Source organism: Flavobacterium sp. MDT1-60 (assembly GCF_014844035.1).
Lineage (GTDB): Bacteria > Bacteroidota > Bacteroidia > Flavobacteriales > Flavobacteriaceae > Flavobacterium.
The window spans coordinates 2,343,874-2,359,636 of sequence record NZ_CP062159.1 but is presented as its reverse complement, the minus strand read 5'-3'; the positions used below and the strand labels follow the sequence as shown (position 1 = coordinate 2,359,636).

At 34.4% G+C, this 15,763-nt stretch carries 8 protein-coding genes; all 8 read right to left on the bottom strand.

The window, feature by feature from the left end:
- Positions 1 to 153 precede the first annotated feature (153 nt).
- Positions 154 to 1,662: an aminotransferase class V-fold PLP-dependent enzyme gene (locus tag IHE43_RS10240; RefSeq protein ID WP_192187843.1), complete on the bottom strand. Its 1,509-nt coding sequence runs from the start codon at positions 1,660 to 1,662 to the stop codon at positions 154 to 156.
- A 23-nt stretch (positions 1,663 to 1,685) separates the two neighbouring features.
- Positions 1,686 to 3,689: a cytochrome c biogenesis protein CcdA gene (locus IHE43_RS10235; RefSeq protein WP_192187842.1), complete on the bottom strand. Its 2,004-nt coding sequence runs from the start codon at positions 3,687 to 3,689 to the stop codon at positions 1,686 to 1,688.
- Between the two features lie 119 nt (positions 3,690 to 3,808).
- A complete protein-coding gene (locus IHE43_RS10230; RefSeq protein ID WP_192187841.1) occupies positions 3,809 to 6,601 on the bottom strand; it encodes a pitrilysin family protein in 2,793 nt (930 codons plus the stop codon).
- Positions 6,602 to 6,685: 84 nt separating this feature from the next.
- Positions 6,686 to 7,816 (bottom strand): TlpA disulfide reductase family protein, encoded by a 1,131-nt coding sequence (locus IHE43_RS10225; protein WP_192187840.1) that lies wholly within the window; start codon positions 7,814 to 7,816, stop codon positions 6,686 to 6,688.
- A gap of 188 nt (positions 7,817 to 8,004) precedes the next feature.
- A complete protein-coding gene (locus IHE43_RS10220) occupies positions 8,005 to 9,195 on the bottom strand; it encodes a TlpA disulfide reductase family protein (RefSeq protein ID WP_192187839.1) in 1,191 nt (396 codons plus the stop codon).
- Between the two features lie 62 nt (positions 9,196 to 9,257).
- Positions 9,258 to 10,664, bottom strand: coding sequence for a RagB/SusD family nutrient uptake outer membrane protein (locus tag IHE43_RS10215; RefSeq protein WP_192187838.1), 1,407 nt, complete (start codon positions 10,662 to 10,664; stop codon positions 9,258 to 9,260).
- 17 nt (positions 10,665 to 10,681) lie between these two features.
- Entirely contained in the window at positions 10,682 to 14,134 is a 3,453-nt protein-coding gene (locus IHE43_RS10210; protein WP_192187837.1) for a SusC/RagA family TonB-linked outer membrane protein, read from the bottom strand.
- A gap of 306 nt (positions 14,135 to 14,440) precedes the next feature.
- Positions 14,441 to 15,592, bottom strand: coding sequence for a FecR family protein (locus IHE43_RS10205; protein WP_192187836.1), 1,152 nt, complete (start codon positions 15,590 to 15,592; stop codon positions 14,441 to 14,443).
- Positions 15,593 to 15,763: the final 171 nt, after the last annotated feature.

The window sequence follows — 15,763 nt, the reverse complement described above, 5'->3', positions numbered from 1 at the left end:
GCTAAACAGCTATACACATTAAAATCAATACAAAACAAAAAAGTCACTCAAATTGAGTGGCTTTTCGTGAACGCAGAAGTCTCCAAATCCCATAATAAATTTTCAATTATAATAATAAAATTAATATTCAATACTTCTAAATCATTTTTGAATTTAAATGTTTTGATCCATACAAAACCATTCCTTTACATCTTCGGCAATTGTTTCCTGATTTATAATACTTTCAAACTCATTATTCTTAGGATTGTATTGATACACTTCCTGCCATTCTTCATAATAAAAAGCTACTTGTTTAATTGCATCGCAAATAAACAAAAGTTCTTCGTTGGTCATTGTCGGATGTAAAGACACTCGCACCCAGCCCGGTTTATTGCTTAGGTTTTTCTGAAGCAATTCGTTTGTCATTTTTGTAGATTCCAGCTGATCAATATCAAATAAATAATGGGCATAGGTACTGGCACAGGACCAGCCTCCACGAACCTGGATTCCAAAACGATCATTCAAAAGTCGGACGATTAAATTATAATGGATATTTTCAATCGTAAAAGAAACACAGCCAATTCTTTCCGTTTTTAAATCTCCTAAAATTGATAGACCTTCTATTTTTTGAAGTTCAGAATAACAAAGTTCAAGAAGCTCTCTTTCTCTATTTTTCATGTTTTCAATTCCCATTTGTTCTTTTAACTCCAGACACAAAGCTGTTCTTATTACTTGCAAAAAACCCGGAGTTCCGCCATCTTCTTTAATTTCAATAGCATCACTATAATGATAGCCGCCCCAGGGATCGGTACATTTTACATTTCCGCCACCAGGATTATCTGGAAAACTGGATTTATATAACTTTTCATTAAAAACTAAAACCCCGCAAGTACCCGGACCTCCTAAAAATTTATGGGGAGAAAAGAAAACAGCATCCAATTGTTCCTCTGGATCTTTAGGATGCATATCGATTTTGATATACGGTGCTGAAGCCGCAAAATCAACAAAACAAAATCCCCCGTTTTGATGCATGATTTTTGCCAATTCATAATACGGCGTAATAATTCCGGTAACGTTTGAACAAGCTGTAAAAGAACCGATTTTTAAAGTTCGATGAGCGTATTTTTTTAGTTCTTCTGAAAGGATTTTGGAATCAACCAAATTGTTCTCTCCAGCCGGCAAAATTACCACATCTGCAATAGTTTCATACCACGGAACCTGATTCGAATGATGTTCCATGTGTGTGATAAAAACTACAGGTCTTTCATCATCATATTTCAGATTAACATTATAAATATTATCCACAGAACGCAATCCCATAATGCGTTGCAGCTTGTTTAAAGCCGCTGTCATTCCGGTTCCGGTTGTAACCAAAATATCCGATTCCTTAGCGTTAACGTGTTTTTTGATTAAGTATCTGGCATGTTGATAGGCATACGTAGAAGCCTTGCCTGTTTCACTTGAAAAAGAATGTGTATTGGCAATCATAGGGCCAATTTTGTTCCGTAAAATATCTTCTATCGGAATATACAATCTTCCACTGGCAATCCAGTCGGAGTACAACATCTTTTGTTTCCCGTAAACCGATTCGAAAGTATGATTCACTCCAATTATATTTTTCCTAAACTTCGAAAAATATTGCTCTAATTGGGTTAATTCAGTTTTGTTCAGAATAGCATCCATTACTTTATTTCTTTTAAAACAGCTTATTTCTTAAAATTTTTAATCCCTGTGTTCAGCCAATTGTAATAATTTTCAATATCAGGATTGTAAGCAGAAGGTGCTGTCAAATTAGCATTGTTATGATCTACAATTACATAAAATGGCTGTGCATTTGCCTTATAGGTTTTGATTTGTAAATCACTCCATTTGTTTCCAACAGTTTTAATTTTTTTACCTGTTGTTTCAGAAACATATTGCTCACTTTCAGGAAGTTCTTTTTTATCGTCCACATAAAGAGAAATCAGAACTATATCATTTTTTAAAATGCCTAAAACTTTTGGGTCAGACCAAACCAGCTCTTCCATTTTTCGGCAGTTTACGCAAGCATATCCTGTAAAGTCAAGCAAGACAGGCTTTCCTGCTTTTTTGGCAAATTCGATTCCTTTTTCGTAATCATGAAAAGTGATAATATCCTGGGGACCAAGCTCTGCTCCTTCCGGCAAACTTTCAGTATGTGTTTTTTCTGTATTTTTAGCAGCCCCAACTCCATACGGTGATTCACTGTATTGCATTGGCGGAGGAAAACCGCTGATTAATTTTAAAGGTGCTCCCCAAAGTCCGGGAATCAAATAAATGGTAAAACTCAAGATCAAAAGACCAAAAGTCAATCTCCCAACTGAAATATGATTAATTGGAGAATCATGAGGTAGCGTAATTTTCCCGAATAAATAAAATGCCAAAACACCAAAAACAGCAATCCAAATCGTTAAAAACACTTCTCTTTCCAGCCAATGCAATTGCAGAACCAAATCCGCATTGGATAAAAATTTGAAGGCCAAAGCCAATTCTAAAAAACCAAGAACCACTTTTACGGTATTCAGCCAGCCGCCAGATTTTGGCAAGGCATTCAGCCAGCCCGGAAAAGCAGCGAACAAAGAAAAAGGCAATGCAATTGCCGTTGAAAATCCTAACATTCCAACAATTGGGGCGATCCCGCCTTTTGAAGCTGCTTCAACCAATAAGGTTCCCACAATTGGGCCTGTACATGAAAAAGATACAATGGCTAAAGCTAAAGCCATAAAGAAAATTCCAATTAATCCACCACGGTCGGCTTGAGAATCAACTTTGTTGGCGAGTGCATTTGGCAACATAATTTCGAAAGCTCCTAAAAAAGAAACCGCAAAAACAACTAATAAAATAAAGAAAATAAGGTTGAACCAAACATTCGTCGAAAGTGCATTTAACGAATCGGCACCAAAAACGGCGGTTACAATTGAACCTAATAAAACATAGATAATGATGATTGAAAATCCATAAATTAAAGCATTTCTGATTCCTGCGGCTTTAGTTTTACTTTGTTTGGTAAAATAACTTACCGTCATTGGAATCATCGGGAAAACGCAAGGTGTCAGCAAAGCGGCAAAACCAGATAAAAATGCAATGATAAAAATGCTTATTAAACCTCTTGATTCATTTTTTTTCGCAGAATTTACAACTACTTTTTCAACTTTTCCTTCTTTGCTAACGACTTGACTTTCTTCTGAAATTGTATTGTTATCGACAATTGCATTTTCTTCGGCTACAGCCAATTTTTTAACATTCGGAATTTTAAAAGATAATTCCTCAGATGATGGCGGCAAACAATTACTGTCATCACAAACCATAAATTCAACTTCTGCTGCAATAGTGGTAATTTCGTCTGAATTGAATTTTATTTTCTGCGAAAAAAGCGCTTTCTTTTCAAAATATTTGATTTTCATATTGAAAATTTTATCCACAACTTCATGTCCTTTTCCTTCTTCGGTTTTTCCCACTGAATCAAAGTTCTTTTTTGGATTTTTGAAGGTAAAAGCTGTCGCCGATGGACCTCCTTCTTCAATATATTGCCCGTACAAATGCCAGCCTGGCTGAATTGCAGCTTCGGCTTTTAAAATATATTCTTTATCTGATGTTTTTTCAACGGAAGTAGTCCATTTTACCGGATTGTACATTTGGGCAAACATACTTCCCGAAAGAAGTAATAACCATGCAATTAAAAAATTTTTCATTTGTTTAGTTTATGTTTTTTAAAAAGAGCTGCTTGCCGACAGCCCTTAAAAGTCTTTCATAGAAACTTGCTTACTAATTCAGATTCTAAAAATGAAATAATGAAAGACTATTATTAAATTTATTGTAACGGATTACCATCTTTATCAAGCGAACCGGATTTAATGATAATCATTTTGTCTAATTGAATGTATTTTTTTATCGCATCATTAACCTGTTTCAAAGTCACTTTCTCGATATCTTTTGGATATTGTTCAATATAATTTGGCTCTAAACCTCTTTCAACAAAACTCAAAATAGTTCTGGCCATACCATTTGTTGTCGACATACCCACTTTAAAACTTCCAATTAAATTGGTTTTCTTGTTCTCTAATTCTGTCTGTGTAATACCATCATTTACCCATTTATTTACCTGAACCATTGTGGCATCCAGCCCTTTTTGGAATAAAGACGGATTGAAAGATGCATTCACCATCCAGTATCCTCCGGTAGTGATATTTCCTCCCATTCCTGATGAAATACTATATGTTAAACCATCATTATCGCGAACTGTCTGCATCAAACGACCTGCAAAACCGGCTCCTAAAGTGTAATTTGCAATATAAAACGGAATATAATCGGCATCAGCTCTTTTTAAACCTGAGTATTGTCCAATGTATAATTCGGCACTTGGTTTTTCAGCAATGGTAATCACTTCTGTTTTGGAAGATACTTTTGCTGCTTCTTCAAATTTTAAAGCTTCTGAAACACCACCATTCCAATTCTTAAATGATTTTTTTAAAGAGGTATTCAAATTCGCTCCATCTGTATCTCCCACAATTACTAAATGCATTGACGCAGGACCGAAATATTTTTTATGAAACGCCTTTATCTCATCAAGGGTTGCATTTTTGATATTGGCTAAATCTTCTTCAACACTTAAACTGTAATTTGGATTTCCTTTTGGATAAATTGCCTGAGACAAGGCAATACTGCCTCTTTCGCCCGGATCATTTAAGTTTTGCTGTTTATTTCCGATAAACTGCTGTTTCAGGTTTTCGAATTCTTTAGCATCAAATAATGGGTTTCTTAACTCTTCTGCCAATAATGTAATGACCTGATCTAAATCTTTTTTCAGGCATTTAAAACCAATATTTATTTTAGTTACAGAAGCATTTACATTTAAGTTCACACCCAATTTTTGAAGTTTTTCAGAGAATTTAAACTTATCATTAAGCGTGGTTCCTTTTGACAGCATTGACGCCGTTAAAGACGAAATCATTGGATTTTTATTTTCATTGACAAAATTTCCTAACGAAATACTGGCAGCAACGGTTACGAAATCTTTAGCCGAAGTTTTTACTGAAACCACATCAATTCCGGCTACTTTTTCTCTTTTGTATGAAGAAGCGTTTTTTTCGATTATATTTTCATCTAAAGCAATTTCTGTAGTACTGCTTTTTTGTTCCGATGAAACAGCTGATGCAGCTTCTTCATGCAAATCTCCACCTTCCGGATGTCTGTAATAAAACGGACCATTTTCAGGAATGAAATTATTTGCCTGCGCTGCATCCTGACCTTGAGCACCACTTTGTTTTGGAATAAAATATCCTGTTGTACTTTGATCTTCTAACAGGTATTTTTGTGCTACGCGAAGAACATCTGCCGGAGTTACTTTTTTCAATCGGTCAACTCCTGTAACAAAATCTGTCCAGTCACCTGCTGCAATTGCTTCATTCAGTTCTGATGCAATAACACCGGAACCATCACGTGCTAAAATTGTTTGCGAACTGATTTTAGCTACCACACGATTTACCTCATCCTGTGTAACGCCATCTTTTTGAATTTTAGCAACAACCTCACTTATTTTAGCATCGATATCTTCATGTTTTGAAGTGGTTGGAAAACCAACGCCAATAGTAAAAAGACCAACTTCCTTAAAATTTGTCGCACTCGCATAGCTATAAATCCCCATACGCGTATCAACAAAAGTTTTATTTAAAATTGCCGAAGGTCCGGATCCGATAATTTCGCCCAGAATATTTAATGCCGGCAAATCTTCGTGTAAAGCTCCCGGAATTTTATAAGCTTTATTCACAACGCTTAATTCTCCCGGTTTTTTTATGATAATTTTTCGAGGTCCATATTGCTGAGGCTCTTCGGTATAAGGCTGAGGCATTGCGTTTGGCGCTTTTGTAATTCCTCGAAAATACTTTTCGATTAATTCAAAGACATTCTCTTTTTTAAAATCGCCAATAATGGTTAAAGTCGCATTATCAGGCCAATAATAGGTATTGTAGAAATTACGCAGAACCTCAATTGGCGCTTTTTCAATATCCGATTTCCATCCAATTGTAGAATGATGATACGGATGTGCAATATAAGCCGATGCCCAGATTTCTTTATCCAATAAACTGTTTGGGTCGTTCTCGCCACGTTCAAATTCATTGCGAACCACTGTCATTTCAGCCTCTTTATCTTCTTTCAGTAATAAAGAATTGCGCATTCTGTCGGCTTCAATTTGTAGTGCCAATCCAATCTTATCACTTGGCAGTGTTTCAAAATAATTGGTTCGGTCGTACCAGGTTGTTGCATTTAGCTGTGCTCCTGTATTTTGAAGTACATCAGTAATTGTAGTTCCGCTTTTTTTATTAAAAGTTGGGGTTCCCTTAAACATTAAATGCTCCAATAGATGCGTTGAGCCTGTGTTGCCTAAAACTTCATTTTTAGAACCTACACGATATACGATTTGAACGGTGGCAACCGGCGAAGCGTTATCCTGCAAAAGCAAAACATTCATTCCGTTTGGCTGGTACAAATATTCCTCTATACCACCTAATTCTTTGATTTTTTTAAAGTTTTCAGATTTGTCCTGCGCTGAAATCAGGGTGCAGAAAGCTAGTGAGCAATAGCCCAGAAAGATGTATTTTTTCATTTTTTGTGATTATGAAATTTATGAATAGGGATATAAAACGATCATTGCTACAACAATCGTTTTATATTTTATAGGAAGAATTAATTATGACTTACTGAAAATTTCTTTCAATTTTGATTGAAGTTCAGCTTCTCTAAGGTTTTTCGCAACGATTTTTCCGTCAGGCCCAATTAAGTAATTTGTCGGAACTAATTTTACACAGTATAAAACAGCTGCTTCATTTTTCCATCCTTTTAAATCAGAAACGTGTGTCCAGGTTAAACCGTCTTTTTCGATTGCTTTTTCCCACAGCTTCTTTTTATCATCAAGAGAAACTCCTAAAACATCAAATCCTTTATCATGATAGGTTTTGTAAGCCAAAACCACATTTGGATTTTCTTTTCGGCACGGACCGCACCAGCTTGCCCAAAAATCAACGAGAACATATTTGCCTTTGTAATCAGATAATTTTACGATTTTTCCGTTTACATCTGTTTGAGAAAATTCAGGAGCTCTAACTCCAACAGCAGTTTTATCATTAAGATCAATTGCTGCTTTTAGTTTTTTTCCATAAAATGATTTCTGAATTTCCGGAGTCAGAATTGCATAATATTCTTTTACTTTTTCCGGAGTTCCATAAGTCACTATTCGTTCATCAATAACCAATGCTGCTGCCAGTTTATCTTTGTGTCCTTTGATGAATTTATCTGTTAAACCATCAGCAAAAGCCTGTAAATCTGCCCAGCGTTTATCCATTACCACTTTTTGTTCTGCAGTAAGTTTTACTTTTCCATTTTGTGTTAAAGAATCGGAAGTTTTATAAACGGGTCCCGCCAATCCTGAAATCTTTTTGAATTCATTTTTATAAAAAGATTTGTAAATAGAATCCTGGACTGCCCCCAAAACTTTTGCCAGATACATTGAATCTTTTTTAGCCTCGAAAGTAATCGTTTCATTGTCTAATAAAAATGCTGTTCCATAATCTGAGCCTTTTAGTTTTATGGTGTACAATAAAGGTTCTGCTATTTTCCCTTTGAAAGTAAAATTACCTTCTGCAATTTTAGCCGAATCTTTGATTGTTTTATCACCATCTGTAAATTCCAAATAAACAGTTCCGTCTTTTACGTCTGTAAATTTTCCGTTAATAGTATAACCTTCTTCTTTTTTAGAGCAAGAGGTTATCGTGCTTATCAGCATTACTGTCAATAAACCTAATTTTAATACTGTGTTTTTCATTGTTTGATATTTTTTTATTTGTAAAACTTTGTATTCATTTTTCAACATATAGAATCTATGTGTTTATTTTTTTCTCTCGCAGATTTAGCAGATTCAGCAGATTTTTTTTAATCTTTTTAATCTTCCAATCTGAGCTTATTTTTTCACCACATACAATCATCATTGCAAATCTTAAAAATAAAACCAGATTATGATTTTAGTAATTCTTTTAATTTTTCTTCTAATGCTGCACCTCTTAAATTATCACTGATGATGATACCTTTCCCATCTACTAAATAGGTAGCCGGAATTGTTTTTACATTAAATGCTTTACTCACTTTATCATCATCATATAAATTTGGCCATTGCATATTTTCTTGTGCCAATGCTTTTTGCCACGCTTTTTCGTCTTTATCTATGGAAATGCTTAAAACTTCAAATCCTTTTTCAGCATAATTGGCATAAGCTGTTTTTAAATTCGGAATTTCTTTACGGCATGGTGCACACCATGAAGCCCAAAAATCAATTAAAATATATTTTTTTCCTGCCACGATTTCTTTCACGCTAAGTGGTTTACCGTCTTTATCGTTTAGTTTGAAATTGGCAACACTGGTTCCTATTAATGATTTAGGATTCAAGTCTTTATCTACTAATTGTCCATAGTAGCTTTTTTTAGCTACTTCTGAAAACTGCTCAAAAACCGGTTTTTGATCCGGAGTGAAATAACTGTATTGCGTCATCATGAAAAAAGGTCCCCACCAGGTCGCTTTGTGTTTTGTTATTAAATTCTCTGAACTTGATTGTACTTTTGCAAAAAATGCTTTTTCTTTTGCTTCAAAAGCTTTCCATTCTGGTGTATTACCAATAGAATCCGTTACTTTTTTATTACCAGCCACTCTTGCTTTCGAATATAATTTTCCTAATTCCTCCGTACCTTTATGATATTCTACGTAGTCCTTGTTTAATTGTTCTTTAAATGCAGTTTCTTTTTTATAATAATCATGTGATTTTGATCCTGAAACAACTTCATTTTTAAAATTGATTCTTCCGTCTTCCTTTGAAACTTCGGCTTCAGCTGTTAGTTTTATTTTAGAATTTTCAACTAAAACCGGAATTGATCCTTTGTTTTTTCCAAACGAAACATAAAATAAGCGAGGTTCATTTAGTTTTCCTGTAATAGAAAATTTGCCTTCCTTAATAGTTGTTTCGGCAACTGCAACCTCAGATAAATGTGTAGCACCTGGAATTAATTTTACTGCCATTCCGTCTTCAAGTCCTTTGATATTTCCTTCAAGAGTATAAGACTTTGGAATAGCTTTTTTGGTCTGCGCCTGATGATTATAGGAAACCATAAACATGCAAATGCACAGTCCTGTTATTTTATTTTTGATAGTGTTCATTTTGATTGATCTTTTAAAAAAACTCCCCTTTCGGAATAGCTACTCAGGAAGTTTTGGTATTTTTATTTATCTACATTTTGAGTAATCGTTCCGTTACCCGGATTTTTTACAGCCCCCTGAGGGAAAGGCATTATCCATAAATGAGAATTTGAAGATAAAGTATGGGTTGTTCCGTTTGCCACTTTTGAGTAACTAACCGGATAAACACCTTCGGCATTTAAACGACGAGCATCTGCAAAAGGAATCAACGTGTTAGTAAGTTCGTTGTTTTTCGTTCTCAAAATAGCTCTCAATGCAGTTGTTTTGTCTGTAGTCGAAATATCCTGATAAGAAGCCGGTAAAATACGTGTTTTACGAACTGTATTTAAGACATCCAAGGCTCCACTAATTTGATTGGCACGAGCCAGACATTCTGCTTTAATCAAATACACTTCGACAGTTGTGATTCCTCCAAAATTAAAAGCGCCGGACAAGGTTCTTCTATAATAGGTTTCAGCACCAACAGTATAAATTTTCCAACGTGACAGGAAACGTGCATCTCCGGCTTCAAACCGCTGTGCACGTTCTACAGGAATACTGTTTTCCGTTGTTAAATTAGAACTAGCTCCATGACGATAGGTGTAATTCTCTACATAATTATATCCCATTGGAGATGTAAATGTTGTGTAATTACCAGGAGTTTCAATTAGTGTTTTATTAGCATTATAAAACGCAATCCAGTCGTACAGTTTATTGTTTTCTGCCAATGCTAAATCTGCATATTTTAAAGCTTCTGTATAATTATTCATCTGCAGATAAACTCTTGAATATAAAGCATAACCAGCACCTAAATTGGGATGCAGGGCAGTTTGAGAAACTTTTGGCAAATACGGTAAAGCTTCTTTAACATCATTCAGTATAAAATCATACAGTTCCTGAATAGTAACTTGTTTACTAGGCGCATTTATATTGGCACTGGTAATTAAAGGCACTGATAATTTTGTAGAAGCTGCTGAAGCCACATAAGTATCTGCATAAAAATTAACCAGATTAAAATAGTTCATGGCACGAAGTACTTTTGCTTCTGCCCAAACCACTCTTTGTTCTGCCTCAGTTGCTTTAGTTGATGTTAATGCATTTTCGATAATTAAATTAAAAGTCGAAATTCCGGCATAACCTGAATAATAAGCCGTTTCATCTGAAACCTTTATTGCAATACGGTCTGCATTTTCATCCCACATATAATTTGCATTGAACAATCTATTACTTGCTAAAGAGGCAAGAGTTACATATTGGTCATTTAATAATTGTGAAGCCCCGGTAATATCAACTCTGTGATTGGTATATTCGTCACGAAGAAAGGCTTCATAATCTGCTAATGTTGTTGGTGTTTTAAATCCTTTTGGAGCATCATCAAGATAATTTTCGCAAGATGCTAAAGTCAATCCTAAAGCTAATAGGCACGCTGCTTTTTTATATATATTTTTCATCGTCTAGTCTTTTTAAATTAGAAATTAACATTTACACCCAAAACAAAACTTGGAGATTGGAAACCATTTAAAAGATATTTAGCATCTGTACTTTTGGCAAAAGTGTATACGTTTTCTGCGTTTAGATTGAAACGTACACCATCTAATTTTACTCTTTTAATAAGTGCGCTTGGCATTTGATATGCCAATGAAACATTGCTTAATCTCACATTTGATGCATCAAGAATATTAATATCTGCATACGAATAAATAGTACGGGAATCTGAGTTAAATTCCGGATCGTATTCATATACTGCTCTTGGAACATTTGTAAAAGCTTCGTCACCTGGCTGCATCCAACGGTTTGCAATACGATTGTTTACTATTGTAATATCGGTTACGTAACCTCCTGCTGCACCATTGTAATTATTATTTAACATTGGCAGAAAAGTATTTCTAATTTTATGTCCTAACTCGTAAACAAAAAGTGCTGAAAGCGAGAAGTTTTTATAGTTAGCCGAAGTATGAAAAGAACCACTGTGTATAGGAACTGTTGATCCATAATCCTGAATAGCATCCAATTGAGCAGGATTATATTTTACTGCAGTTCCGGATGCATCATAAACCTGAGGTATTCCTGTACTGCTTAATCCAGCCCATTTGTAACCATAAATGGAGTTAAAGTTTGTTCCAACTCTTGGAAAAGACTGAGCATGATCTAACTGCAAATAATAAACAGGAGCTTCCACGCTCACATACTCTACTTTGTTTTTGTTGTTAGCATATAAAACAGCGGCATCCCAAGAGAATGAAGGCGTTTTTACGATAGTTCCTCTTAAACTAACTTCAATACCTTTATTGGTCATTTCTCCGTTGTTAAGCGTGTAAGTAGAATAACCCCATCCTTCTGTTGGAATTCCCTGACTGCTCGCTAATAAATCCTCTCCTTTTTTGTTGTATAAATCTACAGTACCGCTTAATCTGCTTTTAAATAATGAAAAATCTAAACCAATGTTTGTGGTAGTTGTTTTTTCCCAGGATAATTCAGGGTTTGGCCTCTTGTTAACGGTTCCCTGATTTCCTCCAACATTTGAATTAGAATTATAATAAGCCGTAAGATATGGAGCTGAATCTTTGGCAATATTTCCTGCGATACCATATGATCCGCGAACCTTAAGTGCATCTACCCATGAAACAGCAAAAAATGATTCTTTATCAATATTCCATGCTGCTCCTGCAGACCAGATTGGTTTATTTTGGTATTTACTGTCTGTTCCCCAAAGGTTAGAACGATCCCAACGTATACTTCCTGTTAAAGAATATCTTTTGTCATAAACATAACCTCCTGTTCCATAAAGTGAAACATAACGATTTTGCAATTCTTTTTCTAACGAAAATTCGTCTTGTATCATGTAACCGCTAAAAACAGTTCCATACACTTTAAGTAAATCTGCCTGGTTTATTGGTGCAAAACCTAAAGTCTGTGAGTCATAGCCATAACGTGTATTGTCGCTATATTCTTGTTTTGAATGGCGAATTTCCATACCGGCAATGGCAGAAAAGTCATGTTTTTCAGCAAAAGTCTGATTGAAATTTAACTGCTGACGGAAATTGTAAGCATTAGAAAACTGATTGGTTTCTTTTATAATGTCTCCGTATGGTAAATTATAAACGGCTTTATTATTTACAATTGTTACCATTCCGTTTACCTTACTTCTCACATAATAGGAGTCCTTATCAAATAACTGACTGGCACGATCAGAGCCAAATTCATATTGGAACATCACATTGTAAGTAAATGCTTTACTGAATTTTACATTAAACTTAGCATACGTTCTGTTTAAGAAATTTTTATTTTCAATAAGATTTCTTCCCAACTCATCCATTGGAGTAATGTTCATACCATAAAGACCATAGTTTTTGATAGAATTTAGCGTAAAAGCATTGTAGCGAGATTCTGGTGTCGAAACAAAATTAGTTCCGTCGCTATTAACCAATTGATTATACGGCTGGTATTTAAATCCAGGTCCTGAAGTAAAATTAGGGCTCGAAGCAAAATAACTCTGCGTATCTCCTTTTCCAAAATTCACATAAGTTCCTAAGTCCAAGGATAACCAGTTGTTAATTTGAGTTGAGTTTTTCAAATTAACACCAACAGACTGGTTTTCAGAATACATATCCTCAAGCTGATTGTCTTTATAAGTCAACGAAGCATTAAAAGCATTATTCTCAGTAGCTTTTCCTAAACTAAGGTTGTGCTGCATAAAATACTGATCGCGTTTTGCATATTTCGCAATATCATCAAAGTATTTATGACCTTGAGAACCAAGTTCATCCAAACGGCTGTTCATTTGTGCTATTGAAGTTTTTCCTGCATAACCATTTAAAATAGTCTGCATTCCCTGGCTTGTAAATACGGCATTAGTTAGTAATGATTGTGCGTAAGTAGCACTATTCGCTGTCTTTAAATTAGGATTTCCGTCTGCCCATCCTCTTTCTAAGCCAATAATGTCTCCAGAATCAGTAAGGTTTCCTGTATAATTTCTATAAGGTGTAACCGTCAAATTGCTTGAAAATGAAACAGTTGTTTTTCCTGCTTTTGCTTTTTTAGTCGTAATTACTACGACCCCATTTGCAGCACGTGAACCATAGATAGACGAAGCCGCCGCATCTTTTAAAACAGTTATGGTTTCGATATCTTCTAAGTTAAAACCAGGTACGTTTTCTTCTATAGTTGCATAAGGTGTTAATTTTGTATTTTCAACAGGAAAACCGTCAATAACATACAAAGGTGTTGTTACACCACGCATAGAAGTTGTTCCACGAATTTTTCCGTCCTGATAACCTACAATACGTCCTTCTAAAATTTTATCTAAACTGCTTAAACGCTGTTCCTGAAAATCTTTTGCTTTTAAATTTGAGAAAGATCCTGTAGCTTGCTCTGCCGAAATATTTTGATATCCTGTAGTTAGTACAACTTCGCCTAATTCAAGTACATCTTCTTTAAGTACAACATTGATTACACTTCTGCCAGCTACTTTTATTTCCTGTCTTACAAAACCCAAATAAGCAAAAGCTAATGTCGTTTCGCTATTAACCGCAATAATCTGATATTCTCCGTTAAAATCGGTCTGTACACCTCTTCCTGAGCCATTATCTGAAATTGCAGCACCAACTAATGGTATCCCTTTTTCATCTGTAACTCTGCCTTTTACAATAAAATCCTGCTCTTCTTTTTTGATTGGAGCGGGTTTATCTGCCGGCGCTTTTTTAGGCGTTAGAATAATATGAGAGCCCGAAATTTTATAATCAGTGCCTGTATCTTTAAAGATCGTATTTAAAATCGTTTTAATGGAAACATCTTCTAGTCTAATGTCTATTTTACGTTCCAAATCAACCGATCTTACATTATAAACAAATCTATAATCGGTCGTATATTCAATCTTTTCAATTATTTTCCCAACGGTCATGTCGCTGGCATTAAATGACATTTTTGCTTTTTGAGAATATGTTACCCCCGCCTGCATAACTGTCATAGTGGTCAATAAAATAATGTAGTCAGTTTCATTTTCAAATCAAATTTCAAAAAAGGCTTGTCGAACCTGATTTTGTTCAATACTTTTTTCATACTTTTAAATGTTTTTAATTGTGGTTGGTTAGGTTTACTGATCGCATTTTATTCTACCGGGAAATGTTGGCGCATTTTCCGGTTTTTTCTAAATAACGATCTTTTTTTCTGAACGTTTTGTTACATAGGCATTTACTTTTTATTTTAGATTATCACTTTTTACTTCTTTTTATCTAATCGTAATTTTATCTTCATTTATCTCATAATCAATAGCATAACTATCGCTGAAATATTTCAGCACCACTTCAATAGGTTCATTATCAAAACGGGCATTGAAAATTTCTTTTCCGAGTATTTTATTTTTGTTTATAAAAGTCACATTGTAATGACGTTCCAGCTTTTTAATAATAGCATTAAAAGGCTCATTTTTAAACACTAAACTTCCTTTTACCCAAGCCGTGTAATAATCTGTATTTACATCTTCCGTCGCAATTTTTTGTTGTCCCCGTGTGTTTGAACCTTTTAATCCCGGCAATAAATACACTTGATTTTCCGGAGTCTTTTTGTCTTTATATAATGATACTTTTCCTTCAACTAAAACGACATCGGTACTTATATCTTCTGTATATGAATTCACGTTAAACTTAGTTCCCAAAACTTCCACATTAACTTCCTGCGTATTTACCGTAAAAGGATGTGCTTTATCTTTTGATACTTCAAAATATGCTTCACCGGTCAAATAAACCTGTCGGCTTTGATTTTTTATAAACTGAACCGGATATCGCAATGATGTTCCTGCATTTAAATGCACTACTGTTCCATCTGATAATTGAACTTCGAACTTTTTACCGTACGGAATTTTCAATGTATTGTAAACCAATTTCCCATTCGAATACACATTGGAATATACCAATCTGTTTTTCTCTTGTTTTCCAATTATATTGCCTTCTTTGTCGCTGATATTTCGCGATTCAGATATATTAATTGTTTCTGCAGATTCGCTGCCCAATTGAAGCACAATTTCATCTTGTCTTGGTACCACAACATTTTCCTTACTCTGAAATAAATTTGAACTTTTATAGAAATATAAACTTCCTAAAACCAAAATGAGAACAGCGGCATATTTATAATACGATGAGAATCTTCTTTTCTGGAAAACATTATTTTCTTTTTTAATTCTTTCTGAAAGTTGTTTTTTAACCTCAGTTGAATCAAAATTATTCATCACAGTATCTATTGCATAATTTGTTTTTATAAAATTCTTAAACACAATTTGATGCTCTTCTTCCTGAAGCCATTCCGTCAATTTTTCTATTTCATCCTGACTGGCTTGATTTGTAATGAATTTTACGATTAGTCTCTCTGACTTTTTCACTGTCATTTTACTCTTTTTTAATATTATTACGAAGCTAAAAAACAAAACCCTAACAATTTGATAATCTTTTTTTCATTTTGATGATTTTTTTATTTTTTGGAATCATTTTCTCTCAATATAAAAAACAAAAACTCTACTAATTACATGTAATTAGTAAATAAATTGATATATCTTTGC

Coding starts and splice junctions, on each gene's coding strand:
- IHE43_RS10240 (WP_192187843.1), bottom strand. CDS start 1,662: ATGGATGCTATTCTGAACAAAACTGAATTAACCCAATTAGAGCAATAT.
- IHE43_RS10235 (WP_192187842.1), bottom strand. CDS start 3,689: ATGAAAAATTTTTTAATTGCATGGTTATTACTTCTTTCGGGAAGTATG.
- IHE43_RS10230 (WP_192187841.1), bottom strand. CDS start 6,601: ATGAAAAAATACATCTTTCTGGGCTATTGCTCACTAGCTTTCTGCACC.
- IHE43_RS10225 (WP_192187840.1), bottom strand. CDS start 7,816: ATGAAAAACACAGTATTAAAATTAGGTTTATTGACAGTAATGCTGATA.
- IHE43_RS10220 (WP_192187839.1), bottom strand. CDS start 9,195: ATGAACACTATCAAAAATAAAATAACAGGACTGTGCATTTGCATGTTT.
- IHE43_RS10215 (WP_192187838.1), bottom strand. CDS start 10,664: ATGAAAAATATATATAAAAAAGCAGCGTGCCTATTAGCTTTAGGATTG.
- IHE43_RS10210 (WP_192187837.1), bottom strand. CDS start 14,134: ATGTCATTTAATGCCAGCGACATGACCGTTGGGAAAATAATTGAAAAG.
- IHE43_RS10205 (WP_192187836.1), bottom strand. CDS start 15,592: ATGACAGTGAAAAAGTCAGAGAGACTAATCGTAAAATTCATTACAAAT.